The sequence below is a fragment of the Paenibacillus sp. 1SOY10 genome, from assembly GCF_056836745.1.
This window is the reverse complement of the sequence record NZ_JBXENK010000011.1, coordinates 87,678-104,516: the sequence shown is the minus strand read 5'-3', so window position 1 is coordinate 104,516 and position 16,839 is coordinate 87,678. Positions and strand designations below refer to the sequence as shown.

Annotated in this window: 17 protein-coding genes; 9 read left to right on the top strand and 8 right to left on the bottom strand. The window is 50.5% G+C overall.

Annotation, left to right across the window (positions count from 1 at the left end; genetic code table 11):
- The first annotated feature begins 55 nt into the window (after positions 1–55).
- The 3 genes from AC1VOR_RS20155 to yunB all read left to right on the top strand — a co-directional run bounded on the left by AC1VOR_RS20155 (position 56) and on the right by yunB (position 4,605).
- Entirely contained in the window at positions 56–1,924 is a 1,869-nt protein-coding gene (locus AC1VOR_RS20155; protein ID WP_482620485.1) for a DUF2264 domain-containing protein, read from the top strand.
- A gap of 69 nt (positions 1,925–1,993) precedes the next feature.
- On the top strand, positions 1,994–3,634 hold the full coding sequence (locus AC1VOR_RS20150; protein ID WP_482620483.1) for a hypothetical protein: 1,641 nt from the start codon (positions 1,994–1,996) through the stop codon (positions 3,632–3,634).
- A 98-nt stretch (positions 3,635–3,732) separates the two neighbouring features.
- Positions 3,733–4,605, top strand: a complete 873-nt coding sequence (yunB, locus tag AC1VOR_RS20145; protein ID WP_482620481.1) for a sporulation protein YunB — start codon at positions 3,733–3,735, stop codon at positions 4,603–4,605.
- 7 nt (positions 4,606–4,612) lie between these two features.
- Here the strand turns inward: yunB and AC1VOR_RS20140 are convergent, their stop codons facing one another.
- The gene (locus AC1VOR_RS20140) at positions 4,613–5,665 is read right to left on the bottom strand and encodes a M23 family metallopeptidase (protein ID WP_482620479.1); all 1,053 of its coding nucleotides are present in this window, start codon (positions 5,663–5,665) and stop codon (positions 4,613–4,615) included.
- Positions 5,666–5,828: 163 nt separating this feature from the next.
- On the opposite strand from AC1VOR_RS20140, the gene lipA reads away from it, so the two are divergent.
- Positions 5,829–6,725, top strand: coding sequence for a lipoyl synthase (lipA, locus tag AC1VOR_RS20135; RefSeq protein WP_482620477.1), 897 nt, complete (start codon positions 5,829–5,831; stop codon positions 6,723–6,725).
- 51 nt (positions 6,726–6,776) lie between these two features.
- The gene (locus AC1VOR_RS20130; protein ID WP_482620475.1) at positions 6,777–7,130 is read left to right on the top strand and encodes a YutD family protein; all 354 of its coding nucleotides are present in this window, start codon (positions 6,777–6,779) and stop codon (positions 7,128–7,130) included.
- Positions 7,131–7,168: 38 nt separating this feature from the next.
- Here the strand turns inward: AC1VOR_RS20130 and AC1VOR_RS20125 are convergent, their stop codons facing one another.
- The 3 genes from AC1VOR_RS20125 to ylbJ all read right to left on the bottom strand — a co-directional run bounded on the left by AC1VOR_RS20125 (position 7,169) and on the right by ylbJ (position 10,808).
- Entirely contained in the window at positions 7,169–8,617 is a 1,449-nt protein-coding gene (locus AC1VOR_RS20125; protein WP_482620473.1) for a S41 family peptidase, read from the bottom strand.
- A gap of 60 nt (positions 8,618–8,677) precedes the next feature.
- Positions 8,678–9,481, bottom strand: a complete 804-nt coding sequence (locus AC1VOR_RS20120; RefSeq protein WP_482620471.1) for an NAD kinase — start codon at positions 9,479–9,481, stop codon at positions 8,678–8,680.
- An 88-nt stretch (positions 9,482–9,569) separates the two neighbouring features.
- Complete coding sequence (gene ylbJ, locus AC1VOR_RS20115; protein ID WP_482620470.1) at positions 9,570–10,808, bottom strand: sporulation integral membrane protein YlbJ; 1,239 nt, start codon at positions 10,806–10,808, stop codon at positions 9,570–9,572.
- A gap of 449 nt (positions 10,809–11,257) precedes the next feature.
- Here ylbJ and AC1VOR_RS20110 point away from each other — a divergent pair, with 449 nt between their 5' ends.
- Positions 11,258–11,635 carry a globin domain-containing protein gene (locus AC1VOR_RS20110; RefSeq protein ID WP_482620468.1) on the top strand — a complete coding sequence of 126 codons (378 nt, stop codon included), beginning with the start codon at positions 11,258–11,260 and terminating at the stop codon, positions 11,633–11,635.
- A gap of 50 nt (positions 11,636–11,685) precedes the next feature.
- Entirely contained in the window at positions 11,686–12,384 is a 699-nt protein-coding gene (locus AC1VOR_RS20105; protein ID WP_482620515.1) for a DUF2225 domain-containing protein, read from the top strand.
- Between the two features lie 61 nt (positions 12,385–12,445).
- On the opposite strand, the gene AC1VOR_RS20100 is transcribed toward AC1VOR_RS20105, so the two are convergent.
- Together AC1VOR_RS20100 and AC1VOR_RS20095 are read right to left on the bottom strand one after the other, a co-directional pair.
- The gene (locus AC1VOR_RS20100; protein ID WP_482620467.1) at positions 12,446–12,676 is read right to left on the bottom strand and encodes a hypothetical protein; all 231 of its coding nucleotides are present in this window, start codon (positions 12,674–12,676) and stop codon (positions 12,446–12,448) included.
- Positions 12,673–12,879, bottom strand: coding sequence for a YycC family protein (locus tag AC1VOR_RS20095; protein WP_482620513.1), 207 nt, complete (start codon positions 12,877–12,879; stop codon positions 12,673–12,675). The genes AC1VOR_RS20100 and AC1VOR_RS20095 overlap by 4 nt, the downstream gene beginning before the upstream one ends.
- Positions 12,880–12,974: 95 nt before the next feature.
- Between AC1VOR_RS20095 and AC1VOR_RS20090 the strand changes: the two genes are divergently transcribed.
- Both AC1VOR_RS20090 and AC1VOR_RS20085 read left to right on the top strand, forming a co-directional pair.
- Positions 12,975–14,780: a M3 family oligoendopeptidase gene (locus AC1VOR_RS20090; RefSeq protein ID WP_482620465.1), complete on the top strand. Its 1,806-nt coding sequence runs from the start codon at positions 12,975–12,977 to the stop codon at positions 14,778–14,780.
- 210 nt (positions 14,781–14,990) lie between these two features.
- Positions 14,991–15,401: an O-methyltransferase gene (locus tag AC1VOR_RS20085; RefSeq protein ID WP_482620464.1), complete on the top strand. Its 411-nt coding sequence runs from the start codon at positions 14,991–14,993 to the stop codon at positions 15,399–15,401.
- A gap of 105 nt (positions 15,402–15,506) precedes the next feature.
- Here the strand turns inward: AC1VOR_RS20085 and AC1VOR_RS20080 are convergent, their stop codons facing one another.
- A complete protein-coding gene (locus tag AC1VOR_RS20080) occupies positions 15,507–15,725 on the bottom strand; it encodes an alpha/beta-type small acid-soluble spore protein (RefSeq protein WP_482620462.1) in 219 nt (72 codons plus the stop codon).
- A 106-nt stretch (positions 15,726–15,831) separates the two neighbouring features.
- Positions 15,832–16,812, bottom strand: a complete 981-nt coding sequence (locus AC1VOR_RS20075; protein WP_482620460.1) for an aldose epimerase family protein — start codon at positions 16,810–16,812, stop codon at positions 15,832–15,834.
- Positions 16,813–16,839 lie beyond the last annotated feature (27 nt).

Below are 16,839 nucleotides of genomic sequence, written 5' to 3'. Positions count from 1 at the left end.
CTCCGTTGTTGATTGGCCGGGACGGACATAAGAAGAAAGAAGGGGGATAGGGCCCATGACAGATACACATAGCGAGGATTTGAATGCCATCGCTGGCAATCCACTTATCCATAAGCAGGACCTTAGCTTAGCGCTAAGACAACTCGTCAACCCGCTCAAGCCATTTTATCAGCTTGGAGGAAGTCGGTTGCCACTCAAGGGTAGCTTGGCCGGATACGGTGAGAGCATAGCCGGGATGGAAGGCTTCTCTCGCATCTTATGGGGAATTGTTCCGGACCTGGCCGGGGGAGGACCGGAGGATTTATGGGAGAAGTGCCTGAGGGGGATACTGACTGGCACGGACCCCGAGCATCCTAACTATTGGGGCGATGCCCAGGATTATGATCAGCGTCTGGTCGAGATGGCGGTGCTGGGTATGGCGCTGGCCCTGATTCCTGAACGGATATGGGAGCCTTTACATGAGCGGGAGCGGGATAATCTGCATCGCTGGCTGGATATGATTAATGCTCACCCCTGTTATGATTGCAACTGGCTATTTTTTCATGTCATGGTTAATCTGGGCTTTTACAAGACAGGTCAGCCTTACGACAAGCTGCAAATGGAGAGGAATTTACAGCGAATTGAGGAATTTTACCTGGATCGGGGCTGGTACAGTGACGGGATAGGTGGGCATAGCGATTATTACGTCCCCTTTGCGATTCATTATTATGCGTTGGTCTACTCCAAATTGATGGAGCAGGAGGACCCGGAGCGCTGTGCCAGATTTAAGGAGCGGGCTCAGGAGTTTGCTGTGGATTTCCTGCATTGGTTCTCTCCGAGCGGAGCTGCCCTGCCTTATGGACGAAGCTTGGCTTATCGGTTCGCGCAATCCGCATTCTGGAGTGCCTTTGCTTATGCAGAGGCCTGGACCGATCTCTTCACTCCCGGCGTGGTGAAGGGGTTGGTTCTCCGTAATTTGCGTTGGTGGTTCAAGCAGCCGATTCTAGATGAGAGCGGTATACTTACCGTAGGGTACACCTATCCCAACTTGATTATGGCGGAGAACTACAATTCCCCCGGATCGCCCTATTGGGCGCTAAAGACCTTCCTGGTGCTGGCTCTGGATGAACAAGGACGCTTCTGGAGTGAGCCGGAGCAGAACTTGCCGGAGCTGCCGACTTTGTCCGTTCAGCCGGAACCGCATCTTGTACTCTGTCGACAGACAGATACGGAACATGTGGCGGCCTTTAACGCCGGGCATTTATCTACGAATGAGCATACGCATACCTCCGCGAAATATGAGAAGTTTGTCTATTCCTCTGCATTTGGCTTCAGCGTGCCGCGAGGGGAGTGGGGGCTTGCCCAAGGGGCGATGGATTCTATGCTTGGTCTTTGTGAGCAGGACAATCTTTATCGTGTTCGTCGCAGGAATGAGGAGACATGGATTCGCGAGCGTGTCCTCTATGCGAGATGGCTGCCCTGGTCCAATGTGGAGGTGGAGACCTGGGTGATTGCCGGGCTTCCGTGGCATGTCCGTATTCATCGAGTTGCCACGGGTCGTTCTCTGGATGTTTCGGAAGGAGGGTTCGCCTTAGGTTTGCTGGAAGATGATCCGGTTATGGTTCAGACTTGCAGCGGTAGGCTGGATGCGACTAATCGGTCCGGTAGTTCCGCGATTGTCAATCTCACGGGGTATGGAGAGGCGTTGGCGGTGTATCCCAACGCGAATACCAATCTGCTGCATCCGCGAACGGTGATACCTTCCCTGAGTGCTTCTCTTAACCCGGGATGCTATCTGCTGGCATCAGCGATATGTGGCCAGCCAGGAAGCAATGAAGTAATGGAGCTTGCAGTAGCCTTGAAGGAATTGGGGATTTTGGTCGGTCAAGATAACATTACGATAGCTTGTAAAGCGGGTGAGCCGTTAAATATTGCTATATCCTAAAATGTAGCGAACAAGTCGCCGAAGAAGTGGTATAAGGCCAAATTCGATGCTTCTGAAGGAGGAGTGGCTATGCAAACATGCCGGGAGCGCATGGAGCGTATTGTACTGCAAAAGGCGGAAGAGGCGTGGAGCCGTCCGCTGCTCGCTAGCGGCCTGTGGCATCACGGGGATATTCGTGACAATGTGTATGATGCTGCTTATATTCAGGCGGCGGCTCTGGATGAGAAGCTGCCCGTAACCTTCCCGCGGGAGCAGGCACTAAGCCTTGCAAGATCAGCATGGCTGCAGGTGCTTTCCCTACAGGATGATCAGCCAGAGAGTCCGACCTATGGCCATTGGCCTCTGAATTTGGGCGATAACCCGCAGGCGGCGGATAAGAACGCGTTGCCCGCAGAACTCATGAGCAGCCTGCTGGTGTACTGGAGTATACATTACAGAGCAGCGATGGACGAAGATATGAGCAAGGCGTTCGGGCAAGCGCTGGAGCATTTGTACTACTCTGATTTCTATCGTCAACCACTCCGGCTATACAATCACCATGAGGTGAAATATATAGCGGCCAAGCTGTTGTTCGGTAGTCGCTTCCACGACTCGGAGCTGCTGCTCAGCGGAAGACGGAGCTTACAACTCCTCGTGGAGAGAATTCAGAACCAGGGCATGGCCGAGTACGCCGCCCTTCCCTGGTTCTGGCACTGGATTCAAGCGCTGACCTGCGTATATGATTGTGTGCCGGATTCTGATATCCGGAAAGGTGTGGCAAGTCTGCTAGAGGAGTTGTGGCGTTACCGGGCAAGTCATTACCTGCACGGGGCGTGGGTGGGAGGACGGATGCGCAGCTTGCCCGTAGATCTTCCCAGAGATAACAATGTAGCGTTCGATTACGTGCAATTCGGTGATTTTGCGTTGCCTGAGCAGCTTGCTCGCGTAGAATTTGCGGGATTTCTGCACTTTGATATTTCTGAGGATCTTCGTAGGGCAGCCTTGGCAGGTTCCTCCTCCTCTAAGCTAAGCTATGAGGTAGCTCCGGCAAACGGGGGTGCCCCACTTCATCAAATCATCTACCGCACCGAGCATGCGGCTACGGGCGGTATCCTCGAACGTGCTGAAGAGTTCGACAATGAGCAGCACCGCTGGGAGATAACCCTACCCTTGTCTGAGGCAGAAGGGGTGAATCGTCTGTACCTTTTCTCTCCAGGTGTTGGTTATACCGAAGGAGACCCACGTCATGAGAGTAATGCGGGGGAATTGCTGCTCTATGAACATACGGTTCTTGGAATCTATGCATCAGACCGGTTGGAAGATGAGGTACACCGTATTGTCGGGGTGTTGCCAAAAGGCGATTGGGTAGTTCAGGGAAATGCCGCTTATGGCGAATTAACTCATTTATATGCAGCGGTCTTCTTGCCCACAGAACTGGAGGTTTCGGAAAAATTACACTATCAGGCGGTCAATAGCCTTGGCGAGAAGACAGGTCATGGCTACGTGGTGGAAATACTGGAGAAGTCCGCTGCGGCAGAGCGTGGCATGTGTAGCTTGCCTGATTTTATCGCTGTTCGGGAGAAGCAACGGCCGCAGTGGCATTTGGAGCCCGATGCGGGTAGCTGGGGCGTAAGCTACGTGAATATGGATGGCGCTGAATTGAGCTTGACGCTGGATCATCTTGGACGAATTCGCAGATTGCAAAATGGCCTTAGGATAGGACCAGTCTAAAAAGACTGGAACTTGCGTCTCCTTCTTTTTTTACCCTGTCCCGCATAGGTTGTATGGTAGGTGATCCTCTGTTTTTGACGGTAGTAGGGGGGCGGGACATGCGAATACGACGCGGGTGGCGAAGCCGGAGGAGACGACCGGGAAGCCGGCGGAAGATGTGGATTATATTGCTTGTCGTAGCCATATTTGCAACATTTCAATTTATGGGTTACGTAGAACGAAGAATGACCAAACCGATTATTCACCTGGCCCAAATCAGGGTGAAGCAAATTGCTACGGAATCGATTAACGATGCTATCACAGCCCAGGTGGCCAATCAGCAGCAGGTGGAGGAGTTAATTGACTGGAAGACGGATAACACGGGGAAAATCACGGGCTTTATGTTAAATTACTCCGCGCATATGAAGGTGACATCGGAGACCATTCAGACGGTTCGCCATACGTTGGACGAAGTATCCCGATTATCGGAATCAATTCCGCTCGGTCAGGCACTGGGAAGTCCTATTTTGGCCTCCTTCGGGCCGGGCATTCCCATCAAAATTGAGCCCAAAGGCGATGTCAAGGTTGATCTGAACACCAGGCGTCAGGATGCTGGAATCAACATGATTCTGGTCGAGGTATTTTTACGGGTCAAGACAGAATTGGCCGTCGTAGTTCCCTTCAACATAGAATCCCAGGCGGTAGAAACGGAAATTCCAGTATCTTACCTTCTCGTGGTTGGAGATGTTCCGATGTATTATTACGATAGTAAGGGCAACCCGGTGGGAGATACGCGACCTGATGCTCCTAACATTGCCTTGCCCGCCCCGGAGAACAATAAATCATCCGGCAGTGCGGAGGACGGAACGGTCTTGCCTGGTTCTGCGCAAGATTCTACCGAATCGGGTACAGTTCAAGATCAGGTAGACACGCAGGGTAAGGAAGAAGGGCAAGGCGGGAAGGCCAATACGAATAGCGGCGGGCATGAATAGAGGGCGTCTACTTCTTGGACGCCCTCTTCTTGTTGGCTGAACGGTCAAGCTGCTCCCATCGCTTCAACAGCGGATATGGGTCGAAAGCCCATTCGCTGTGTCCGGTATCACGGTAAATGCCGTAGTGCAGGTGCGGCGGGAATTTCCCCGAGGTGCCGGGAGGGCCGTAGCCACTGTTACCAACCCAGCCAAGAGTTTGTCCAGGTTCGACAAAGTGTCCTACTTCAATCCCTTTCTCATAACCTTGCAGATGGGCAAAGTAATGATAACGGTTGTTGATGTCACGGACACCAAGCCGCCATCCGCCGTAAGGATTCCAACCCTTTGTCTCCACGATGCCGTAGCAAACGCTGCGGACGGTGACACCCATGGGGGCAAATAAATCCGTGCCCTCATGAATACGGAGCCCTCCCCACCCTCGCCGAGCTCCCCAAGTATCTCGGTAGGTATAGGTACTGCGGATCGGAAGGGGAAAAGCCCCGGCTGCCAAGTCCAGTGTGCGAAAGTTCCTGTACATTTTAGCAAATTGATGGACGCGCTCCACGGCGAGGTTATTCTGGTAATAACGCCAGAGTCCGATGCGGAGGTCCTCCTCATGATAGCCGAAGCCCAGCAAATAGGAAGCCATCGTGAACAGGGAGTCGCGGTCGTTCTTGGGATCGGCAATGCCATCTGCGGTGGCGTCCTTTCCCATGCCCCCGAACAAGCCAATCGTAGCAGGATTCCGGTCCTCGGGGTCGGGATTAAGCGGCCCAACCCAGGTTCCTTCCTTAAAGCGTATGCCCGTCAAGCGAGATTCCTGCTGTTTGCGGGGAGTAATCGTACGCTCGTATTGATCGATGGCGGCGATCCAATACCAAGGAATCCGGGTCAAAATTTCAATCTCCTCGTAGAGCCCCATGCGCTGCTCGTAAATGTTGGGTTCCGCAGGCGCCATTCCGGCCTTTTCCTTGGCATCCACAGGGCTTGTCCCCAGATCGCTTACGCAGAAGGTTATCAACAGACTGAGGGTAATCAGGTATCGAAGCCACGAAGTTCGGGTAATCAGATAAGACCTCAAGATGTAAATCCCTCCTTCAACATATACAGTCCAACCTGCAAGACCTTCTTAGGTTGAGGCAAAGGCTGTGTTTTTATTCCATATCCAGAGTATGTTTCCCAGTTCATTCATGGTATAATAGGACAATGTGATTTGACTTCAGAGAGAAGGAAGGTCTTGCATCTTGGCAAAGAAAATCCAGGAACCCAAGCCGGATTGGATTCGGATCAAGCTGACGACCGGAGACAATTATCAGGATATTAAGCAAATGATGCGCTCCAAAACTTTACATACGGTTTGTGAAGAAGCGCGTTGCCCGAACATATATGAATGCTGGGCCAACCGCACAGCTACATTTATGATCCTGGGGGATATCTGCACGCGAGCTTGTCGGTTCTGCGCGGTGAATACCGGACTGCCGACCGAGCTTGATTTGCAGGAGCCGGAGCGGGTTGCAGAGGCTGCAGAGCAGATGAACTTGCGTCACTGCGTAGTCACCAGCGTAGCCCGTGATGATCTGAAGGATGGTGGTGCCGGTATTTTTGCCGGAACGATCAAAGCCCTTCGCCAGCGTCTTCCCCTTTGCAGTGTGGAGGTCCTGATTCCCGACTTTCAAGGTGATGAGGAGTCTTTGCGCATTGTAATGGATGCCAAGCCGGATATTCTTAACCATAATATCGAAACGGTGGAACGCATGTCTGACCGGGTGCGGGCCAAAGCCAAATATCATCGTTCTTTGGAGCTGTTGAAGCGGGCCAAGGCGATGAATCCGGATATCCCTACAAAATCCAGTATTATGCTGGGTGTGGGTGAAGAATGGGAAGAAATTTTGCAAGCGATGGATGATTTGCGAGCCGTAGACTGCGATATTTTGACGATCGGCCAGTATTTGCAGCCTTCGCCACAGCATTTGCATGTTGAGAAGTATTACAAGCCGGAGCAATTCATGGAACTGAAGGAAGAGGGGATGAAGCGGGGATTCAGTCACGTAGAATCCGGCCCGCTGGTCCGTAGCTCCTATCATGCCCATGAGCAGGTGAACTCGGCCAAGAAGAAAGCGAGCTTATCTGCCTCATTGTAACAAGGCACTAATTAGCCAAACGGATGATGTATGTAGAAGGAGGAGCGCCCCTTGATTCAAATCGGCGGCAAAACCTACGAACTTATTCAGAACTACAAAGAAGCTTGGGACCCTGAGGCGTTCAAGCAGCGTTATAGCGAGGTACTGGACCGTTACGATTATATTATCGGGGACTGGGGTTATGAGAAGCTTCGCTTGAAGGGATTTCTACGGGACAACCATCCCAAAGCCAACCGCGATACCGCTTATTCCGGAATCACGGACTATATCAACGAATATTGCAATTTCGGCTGTGCTTATTTTGTACTTCAGAAGGTCAAGGACAACCACAAAGAACGGGATAACAAAGACAAGGATTCAGGCAACGGCAAAGGACAACCGCAAATGGAAACGGCCTCCGAATAATTTCGGAAGGCCGTTTTTTTAATGATAAGTTAAGAGTATTAGCGATTGGATAAGTTCAGAACGCCTTGATCGTAGCTCCAACGAATATGAGGGTACTTCTTAACGAATTCATGCAATTCCAGATAAGACTCGCCCTCTACGAGCTTCACAGCCTGTACGGCTACGGCAAATCCTGCTTGTGTGCCAGCGTTATCTGTAATCGTCAGCTTCTGATTGCTAGTGTTCCAGGTTGGCGTGCCTTTGACCAACGCTGCGAGCAGACGGGAAGGTGCATATACCTTGTCGCCGTCCTTCAGGACGTCAATATATCCAGGGAACGCCGCCCCATTGATGCTCAGAGATGCCGGGCCACCGCTAATGTCGATGCGCCGCACCCCGGCTTCATATAGTCCGGTTACAAGCTGGGCCGCTGCATTATACTCAATTTCGATATCCGGCTCGAGGCCAACGTAATTAAAGTCCTCCAGATGCGGCGTGAAATAGGCCTGTACGGTGAGCTTCAAGGAGCTACCGTTGGATAAGGTGAATACATTTTGAATCCGGGCTTTGCCGTAAGTTTGTTCTCCGACGACCGTAGCGATGTCATTATCACGAAGGGCTCCGGTCAAAATTTCGGAAGCGCTGGCTGTTAATTCGTTCGTTAAGATCACCACCGGCATGCCGATGGATTGGCCATCCTCAACAATGACGGCTTGCAATTCATCGCTTTGGTCGGCAATGTACATCAGGACCTGATCATCCATGAAATACTTGGCGATGTTGGCTGCTGAATCAACATAACCTCCGAGATTATCTCGCAGATCGAGCACCAGAGCGCCAATGCCTTCTTTACGTTGCCGTGCCAGCTCTTCAGCGAATTCTTCATCCGCCGTATCCGAGAAAGAAGAAATGGCGATATAGCCTACCTTGCTGTAAGGCACGACCGTTCCCGTGACAGAGGGGAGGGAGAAGTGAGCACGTGTGATCGGGTATACCAGAGACTGTCCACCGCGGTCGACCGTAATTTTCACCTCGGTATGTTCTTCCCCTTGTATTCTCAAGATATCCTCACTGCTGGTGACGGGAAGGCCATCCACCTTCACGATGATGTCTCCCGGCAAGATGCCAGCCTTGGCTGCTGGAGAATTCTTTAGCACATCGGTAACGAACAGCTTGTCCTCCGTATAACGAAGGGTGGCTCCTATTCCTACAAACTCTTGGTTCACTCCATCCTCAAAGCTTTGCAGTTCTTCTTCTGTAAAGTAGTCGCTGTATGAGTCTTCCAGAGTATAAACCATGCCACGAATAGCGTTGTCCAGTAACTCCTGGCGCTCTACACCTTCAATATTGTAGGTCTCCAGGTAATAAAGCACCTCTTGCAGCGCATCCAGGTCCGAGGCATCGGTGGCTGCGTCTGCTTCTGCGGCCCAGGCGCCTTGCGGCAATCCCAGCAGCATGAAGGATAAGAGAGGAATCAGGGCATATCTGCGAATATAATGGGGTATCATGATCAACTTCCTCTGCAAATTATTTAAAGAATTTCACCTCTAAAATGAGAGTTCAAAAAACTAGTCAAGAAATGCGTTGCGTACCCGGGTCCAGAAAGGAAACGGCCGGTAGCGGACAAAGCTGATTTTCCGCTCGGCAACCTGACAGCTTACCGAGATCAAATCATCCATCGGCAGGTTAACATGGTCGATGGTTAGCAGCAAATTTTGTTCCTTGCGTGAATAAATGTCGCAGCGATGATGCTTCGGCAACACAAGAGGTGAGCCCAGGGTTCTGAATACCCGGTTGTTGATCGAAGCAATCTCCGTTACCTGTAATGCTTCAATAGTGGGATGGAGCATGGCTCCGCCCAAACTCTTGTTATAGGCGGTACTTCCCGATGGAGTGGACACGCAGATGCCATCGCCCCGGAACATTTCAAACATCTGGTCATTGATGTCCACCTGGGCAACTACGGTACCATCCACACCTTTTAAAGTGAACTCGTTCAGGCATATGTAGGAGGAATTCCCGGAGCGCTTGCAAATTTCCAAATGAATCAAGGGATATTGGACGACTCGCGGTGCTAGCGTGTCCCCCTTCGCCTGATTGCTCATCATGCGGATGAGCTCAGGAATCTCATCGGCTTTCCAGTCGGCATAGAAGCCCAGGTGACCAGTGTGTATACCCACGAAGGCAATCGAGGGGATCTGGTCGATGAACGTATGAAAGGCGTGTAGCATGGTGCCGTCTCCGCCAATCGAAACCACGATATCTGGAGATTTCTCATCCAGTTCCAAGCCATTTTCGGCAGCAAGCCGGTGAAACAACTCGCTTAATTCAACGGATAGTTCATCTCCGCGGTCAAGTACAAAGTATTTCAAGATGACAAGCTCCTTTAAAGGTCCTTTTGTAAAGATCATAATCAATTCGTTGGCAGAACACAATGTTCATTTTCTATAGAGCCGGGCTTTACAACGCGCGTTTTGCCCGAATCCAGTGCATGATTTTCACCAGAACTGACAAAATAAACAAGGCAAGCAGAATAAGCAGGAATGTCTGGAATCCTGATGTTATGGCGCTCCAACCATATTGCGATTCGCCCGCCTGATGCGCTCCTTCCGGGAGTCGCATCCAGGCTGGGGCAGCATCCATAAGAGGCCTCCATAATAGCAGCAGCAATCCGGCAGCTAATATGGCATGGAGTAGACGAGCCAGCAAGAACGGGGCATAGCGCAGGTCCGCTTCATTTAAAATGCTGGCGACCTGGGCATGGACAGATAATCCGCCCCAGGACAAAATAAATGCGGCCGCTGCAGCCTTGTAAATTAAGGGAATGCCTTCCGGCGCCGCCGAAGCTCTGGCACCAAGCGTTACTTCGAACAAGCCGCCCATTAGTGGCTCGGCCAGTCCGGATGGAAGTCCGGCAAGCGGAAGCAGATGCTGCACCGCTATATAAAGGGAGTTCATCAATCCCGACGCGGTTAGTACCTCCAGAATGACGGAGAAAAAGACAACTAGACCTCCCACGACAACCATGAGCTGTAAGGAGGAGGCGATGGCCTGTCTTAGTAGCTCGCCAAGGCTGCGGCCATCGGCAAGCCGGGCTTCGTGCATAGCCTGCATAGCCAGCTTCAGGCTAGATCCTTTAGCAGTGGTAGAGGTTGAAGCGGTGGCGACAGAGGACTCGGCGGCCGCAGGGCCGTAGAAGCGCATAATCAATCCGAGCAGCAAAGCGCTGCCGTAATGAGCCAGGGCCAACACGCCAGCCAGCTTGGGGTTGCCGAAGAAGCCCACCGAGACAGCGCCGATCAGAAAGATCGGGTCGGAGGACGTAGTGAAGGCCACCAAGCGTTCTCCTTCAACCCGGGACACCAGACCCTGCTCACGTAACTTGGTAGCCAGCTTGGCGCTAACAGGATATCCGGAGGCGAACCCCATCGCCAGTACGAATCCACCGCTGCCCGGGATACGAAATACCGGCTTCATTAACGGATCGAGCAGCTTGCCCAGAAAATGAACGATCCCGAAGCCCAGCAGCACTTCAGAAATAACAAAAAAAGGAAAAAGAGATGGGAATAACACGTCCCACCATATAGCCAGACCTCGCACCCCTGCTTGCCAGGATGCTGTGGGATAAAGAGCCATCAGCAGGATCAGCAGCAGGACGGCGAAGAGAAACAGTACAGCAGTTAACCGTTTTGCAACCATAACGACGCCTCCACTTTGCATCATAGTGAGAGTGTATGATTTTTATGGGACAAACAGCACAAAAAAAGCCGAAAATGCAAGCTCTATAGGCTGATATTTTCAAAATGGTATGCTAAAATGATTCTATAAGACCATACCCATAACTTTCGAACCACTACGATACATTCTTGGATTTCGCAGGAGCTAAATTTTTCGTGGATGGAGTGATGATCATGAGCGTTGTTGCAGGTGTTCTTGTATGTGCTTTTGTATATGTTATCCGCGCCTCTCTGGTCCATTCCGGTGAAGAGGATTGGCGTAGTTACTGATAGACTTGTCATTTGAGTAAAAGCTCCGCTTCGGTAGGAGCTTTTATTTTTTTTTGTTATAATGAGGAAAGACGTCCATTTTTAATGCATGCTTTTGGACATGAGAAGGAAATTAGACACAGGAAGCGGGCGGTGAGGCAGATGGATTTGAGCAAGAGCATTTACGACAATCTGGGCGGCGAGCAGACGGTTCGGCGGCTGGTAGAGGCTTTTTATCCGAGAGTTCAGCGTGATCCATTGCTGGGTCCCTTGTTCCCTGAAGACATCACTCCGGTACTGGAAAAGCAATCTATGTTCCTGACGCAGTTTTTCGGAGGTCCTTCCCTTTATTCTGACGCTTATGGCCATCCGGCTATGCGAGCCAGGCATATGCCGTTTCCGGTGACTCGGGAGCGGGCGGAGGCCTGGTTGGGTTGCATGCGCGGGGCGCTCCAGGAGATTGGAGTTGAAGAGCCGCTGAAGGAATTCATATTGGAGCGGTTATCTGGCCCGGCCTTTCACTTCGTCAATACACCTTGAACGGGCATCTATCCGCAAGGGACTACGGAAAGGAAGTAAAACAATTGGAATTGGAATTGGAACCCCTCTATCAGATTAAAGTCACTTGCAGCCACTGCGAAAATGAGTTCTCCACCTCGCGTGTTCGTCCCAGCTTCAAGCGGGCTTCGCGCACTGACACGGATTTTTGTAGCTATTATCAGAAGGAGAATCCGGATTATTACGTTGTACGTGTCTGTCCCTCTTGTGGCTTCGCCTCCACAGAGAATTCGCTGGAGCGATTGAACGATCGGCAGAAGCTGAAATTCCAAGAGGCCATCGGAAGCCGTTTCTCCCAAAGAGACTATGGGAGTAAGCGGGACTGGGATACTGCGCTGGAAACGTACAAGCTGGCTTTGATCTGTGCACAAACCATCGGTGAGAAAGACCGGATTATCGCGAGTTTGCTCCACCACATCGCTTGGCTGTACCGATATCAGAGCAACCGGGAGCAAGAGAGACGATTCTTGGAATTTGCCCTGGAGGCGTACATTCGTGTATTCGAGAATGAAGGGGTAGCTGGGAATGATGCTCGCTTGATGTATCTGATTGGTGAGCTGCATCGCAGAGTGGAGAATTACAATGAAGCGGTCAAGTGGTTCTCCAGGGTCATCAATGATAAGAAGATTATGGATGCGGCGATGATTCGTGCTTCTCGGGAACAGTGGGCACTGTTACGTGAAGAAATGTTGAACGGCGGACATGAGCTACCCGAGGAAATGCAGTCATAACAAGTCCAGGACCGTTCCGGCAAAGGAACGGTCCTGGTTGTGGTCATTATAGTTCTTTGAATTAACGAAGTACGGTATCGGTTAACAAATAATCGTTGTCGCAGTCCAGCACATGAATTTTATTCCCACAGCAAGGGAAGACGATCAACTTCTTCTTTCCTTCGTGAATCGCCTTGAGTTCGCGGGGCTTCAGCGGCAGCAGCACGTTGCTGGTGGAGCAGAACGGACACTCATGTACATAGACATCTCCCATCATAACATCATAAGGCCAGGCTTGGTTAAACGGGATCATGAAGGTTCTGCATCATGGCCTGAATTGTCCTTGGATGGGGCGGTATCCTGCTCTGCTGCTGGACTAGCGGCCTCATCCTTGGCCAACTCGGCAATTTTCTGTAATAAGATGTGCTGCGGCATATGCATCAAGTGCTCGATAGGCACTTTGAGTTTTGCGGCTAATTTCACGGCGGTATCCGACGAAATTTGTAACGGCTTCATCATTCTTTTCCCCCTGTCAAGCTGATAACTTTATCATAAGCATACACTTTTTTTTCATGAACCATCAATAGGATGACGAAAGGAAGAGATTTTTAATGACAACGCCATTTGCAGGAGCACTTAAACCCGTATGGGATTTGGAATCGATATTTCCCGGAGGATCGTCATCTCCGGAGCTTCAAGCCTATCTGGAACGGCTGGAGCAGGACATTGCCGATTATCACAGTCAGGTTGCCGAGTTGGCGGTTCCTACAACGATAGAGGACACTCGGGCTTTGGATGGTTTGCTTGAGCATTTACAAGATGCTGATGCCCGTCTATTTGAACTGTTCAGCTTCATCGGTTGCTTGACGGCACAAGATCAACATGACAAGAAGGCGGTACAACTCAATGCGAAATCTACAAGCCTGCAAGCTTCCTTCGAGAATGTATTGACCTTGTTCTGGAATGTCCTGAGTTTAACCGGAGACGAGGTGTGGGAGGCCTGGATGAAGCGGGAAGAGATTGCCCCTGTTTCATTTGCACTTAGCGAAAAGAGAAGCCTGGCGCGTGAGAAATTAGCTCCTGAACTGGAGACACTTGTATCCGACCTCTCAGTGGATGGTTATCATGGCTGGGGACAGCACTATGATACGATTGTTACTAACGTAACCGTTCCGTTTGAAGATGCTGACGGTAACGTTGAACTTCTGTCTGTAGGCCAGGCAGCGAACAAGCTGGATAGCCCGGATCGCAGCGTGCGGGAACGTGCTTTTGCAAGTTGGGAGGAAGCATGGTCCAAATCGGCAGATTATTGTGCTGATACCCTGAACCGACTGGCAGGGTTCCGTCTGAAGCTGTACGAAAGACGCGGCTGGAATAACATCCTTAAGGAGCCGCTGGCTCTTAACCGGATGTCGGATCAGACGCTCGCAGCGATGTGGAAGGTCATTGAGGACAGCAAGCCGACGTTCGTAGCTTACCTTGAACGCAAAGCGAAGCTGATGGGTCTGGATAAGCTGAGCTGGACCGATGTGGATGCTCCACTTGGTCAAGTGTCCGGTAAGGTAACCTATGAGCAAGGAGCTCTGGATATCGTTGAGCAGTTCCGGAATTTCAGTCCGAAGCTGGCCGATTTTGCCGTTCAGGCTTTTGACAAGCGCTGGATTGAAGCAGAAGATCGGCCTGGCAAGCGTCCAGGCGGCTTCTGTACCTCGCTGCCCAAGAGCAAGCAGACCCGGATCTTTATGACGTTTGGGGGAACGGTATCTAATGTGTATACGCTGGCTCATGAGTTGGGTCATGCTTACCACCAGAGCGTGATGGAGGACCTGCCGTTCCTGAATCAGAACTATGCAATGAACGTCGCCGAGACGGCGTCGACCTTTGCTGAAATGATTTTGGCGGATGCTTTTGTGAAAGGGGCCGCTACCAAGGAGGAACAAATCGTACTTCTGGCCGACAAAATTCAAAATTCAGTTAGCTTCTATATGAATATCCATGCTCGCTTCCTGTTCGAGACGCGGTTCTATGCCAAGCGGAAAGAAGGCGTATTAGAGGCCAAGGAATTATCAGAATTGATGGAAGAAGCGCAGCGTGAGGCTTATCATAATGCGCTGGACAGCTATCACCCACATTTCTGGGCCTCCAAGCTGCATTTCTATATCACCGACGTACCGTTCTACAACTTCCCGTATACCTTCGGTTACATGTTCAGCACGGGAATCTATGCCATGGCGATGCGGGAAGGTGAAGGCTTTGCCGCCAAGTATGATGCATTGTTGCAGGATACCGGACGCATGACGGTAGAGGAACTTGCGCTTAAGCATCTTGGCGTAGACTTGACTCAGCCAGACTTCTGGCAAGATGCGATGGCTATAAATATCGCCGATGTAGAAGCTTTTCTGGAGTTAACTAAATAAGCTGAAAGTCATAAAACCAAGTCTTGAGCAGACTTGGTTTTATTGTTATTTTTTGACTGAATTTTATGATATAAAGAGTAATTTGTCCTGATTTTTATGGGTTTTATTGACTAATTAACAACTAAAATGTTGAACAATGTATGTTTGTGGCCTATAATGTGACATAAGACCTAAATTATAGGAGAATATGCTTGAGGGAGGGAGAAGATTATGATCAAAACCGATGAGATTTCACTGGCCAGACAGGTAGACATGGTGTTTAAGGAGTTAGGGGAGGAACTGGCCGGGTTAAGTTCGGGAACTGTATTCCTGCAAATTCGCAATAACACGGTCGGAAAATTTGGAATTCGTCATAACCCGATTGCGGGAAGAGACGGGCAGCTTACTGAGGAAGAACAAGGGCTGGATGTAACACAGTTGAATTCTTTTCGGATGATGGCGATTGAGGCGCTGAAATACAAGCGTTATTGGACCCATGGCGAGATCAGCTACGAATTTGCTTTGCGTAAAGGGATGGTTGTTGTCGATGCTGTGATGGAATCCAACTACAATATGGCCAACTTGTTGGTCCAGCGTTATTCGCCTAAGGACAAAACTCATACATACAAGAACATTTCTTAAACATAAAGTAATAAGCGGCATGGCAGCACACGATCAAATTATAGTGAAACAGGCGACCTGCCTAAGCGGGTCGCCTGTTTCATATAATCATAATAGGAGATGCAATTACAGGTTAGAACGACCCGAAAGTTGCTGCTCCGCGATTTGGACCAAACGTTTTGTGATGTATCCTCCAAGAGAACCTGTTTCACGGGAAGTGTAGTTCCCGTAGTACCCGTCTTGAGGAATGGTTACGCCCAATTCCTGAGCTGCTTCATATTTCAATTGTTGAAGAGCAGCAGTTGCTTGAGGAACCACAAGATTATTGCGGCCTTGACTTGCCATGTTTGTCACCTCCTTTGGCGATTGTGATGTTAGTATGGTTCGCAGAGAGCAAAATATGCGCAAAATACGAAACCAAAGGAGGTGGCAATTATTGCATTTCTTTAAGTCAGGAGATAGGTCCGTCCGGGTACACTATGTCCAGATGGATATTAAGCTTAAGCGATTGTCCGGGCTGAAGCTCGATTAACCCAGTTTCACTTGCAGGCAAATCGATGTTGGGGGCGTCCGGCAACCAAGTATATGGTTCGATGCAATAGAACTGGTCCGCTTCACCCTTTGAATAAATGACCCAGAACTTAAAATACTCAGGATCTGCCGTGTAACGCAGCCCGTAGCCATCATCACGGGTCAACAAGGCTTCCACGGGCTTATCCCCGATACGGAGCATGGTATCACAATTGGTTCCTTTCAGGTTCATTCCCTCATTCAAGGCAGCCCAAGCACCGAGCGGGACGACCTCACCGGTAGGGATGTTCTCTTCATCGGCGCTAAATTGATCAGATACCGGCAATTTAAGTGTCCAGCGCCCCGGTTCCCCATCGATCATAAACCACGTGTGCAGCCCTAAACCAAAAGGAGCGGGTTGTTTGCCCAAGTGGCTGATCTTATAGGTTTGGGTCAAGGATGAGCCTTGCAGCCGCAAGGTCATTTCCAACTTAAGTGGCTCAGGATATTGCCGAATCCAGTCAGGATCGTCAGAGGTGATGAATTCGGTCGTAATTGCACAACCCTCTTCATCCTCTTCTATGTCGCTAACGCACCAGCTCTGCGTACGATGCAAGCCGTGAATGTGATTATCGTTGGCCGTGTTCTGATTGAATTGATAGTTCTGTCCGGCATACGTGAATTGCCCTCTGCGGATGCGTCCCGGAGGAGCCAGAAGGGGAATGCCGAAGTGGTATGGCTTTTGCAAGTAAAAATCAAGTTCGCTTTCTTCCGGATGACGCAGTACATCGCGTTGTTGGATATTATCCCATATACGAATGACGTTATTGCCAAGGCGGGGTAGCAGCGTGACTTCAAGTTCGCGGCTATGTAAGATATACGTATCGTAACCGTTCCATTGCCCTTTGGTCACCTTTTTCATATCGTTGCTCCTTTTCCCACATAATAA

Excerpts from the sequence above, each read along its gene's own strand:
- AC1VOR_RS20155 (WP_482620485.1), top strand. The coding sequence starts at position 56 with ATGACAGATACACATAGCGAGGATTTGAATGCCATCGCTGGCAATCCA.
- AC1VOR_RS20150 (WP_482620483.1), top strand. The coding sequence starts at position 1,994 with ATGCAAACATGCCGGGAGCGCATGGAGCGTATTGTACTGCAAAAGGCG.
- yunB (WP_482620481.1), top strand. The coding sequence starts at position 3,733 with ATGCGAATACGACGCGGGTGGCGAAGCCGGAGGAGACGACCGGGAAGC.
- AC1VOR_RS20125 (WP_482620473.1), bottom strand. The coding sequence starts at position 8,617 with ATGATACCCCATTATATTCGCAGATATGCCCTGATTCCTCTCTTATCC.
- ylbJ (WP_482620470.1), bottom strand. The coding sequence starts at position 10,808 with ATGGTTGCAAAACGGTTAACTGCTGTACTGTTTCTCTTCGCCGTCCTG.
- AC1VOR_RS20110 (WP_482620468.1), top strand. The coding sequence starts at position 11,258 with ATGGATTTGAGCAAGAGCATTTACGACAATCTGGGCGGCGAGCAGACG.
- AC1VOR_RS20100 (WP_482620467.1), bottom strand. The coding sequence starts at position 12,676 with ATGATCCCGTTTAACCAAGCCTGGCCTTATGATGTTATGATGGGAGAT.
- AC1VOR_RS20095 (WP_482620513.1), bottom strand. The coding sequence starts at position 12,879 with ATGAAGCCGTTACAAATTTCGTCGGATACCGCCGTGAAATTAGCCGCA.
- AC1VOR_RS20090 (WP_482620465.1), top strand. The coding sequence starts at position 12,975 with ATGACAACGCCATTTGCAGGAGCACTTAAACCCGTATGGGATTTGGAA.
- AC1VOR_RS20085 (WP_482620464.1), top strand. The coding sequence starts at position 14,991 with ATGATCAAAACCGATGAGATTTCACTGGCCAGACAGGTAGACATGGTG.
- AC1VOR_RS20080 (WP_482620462.1), bottom strand. The coding sequence starts at position 15,725 with ATGGCAAGTCAAGGCCGCAATAATCTTGTGGTTCCTCAAGCAACTGCT.
- AC1VOR_RS20075 (WP_482620460.1), bottom strand. The coding sequence starts at position 16,812 with ATGAAAAAGGTGACCAAAGGGCAATGGAACGGTTACGATACGTATATC.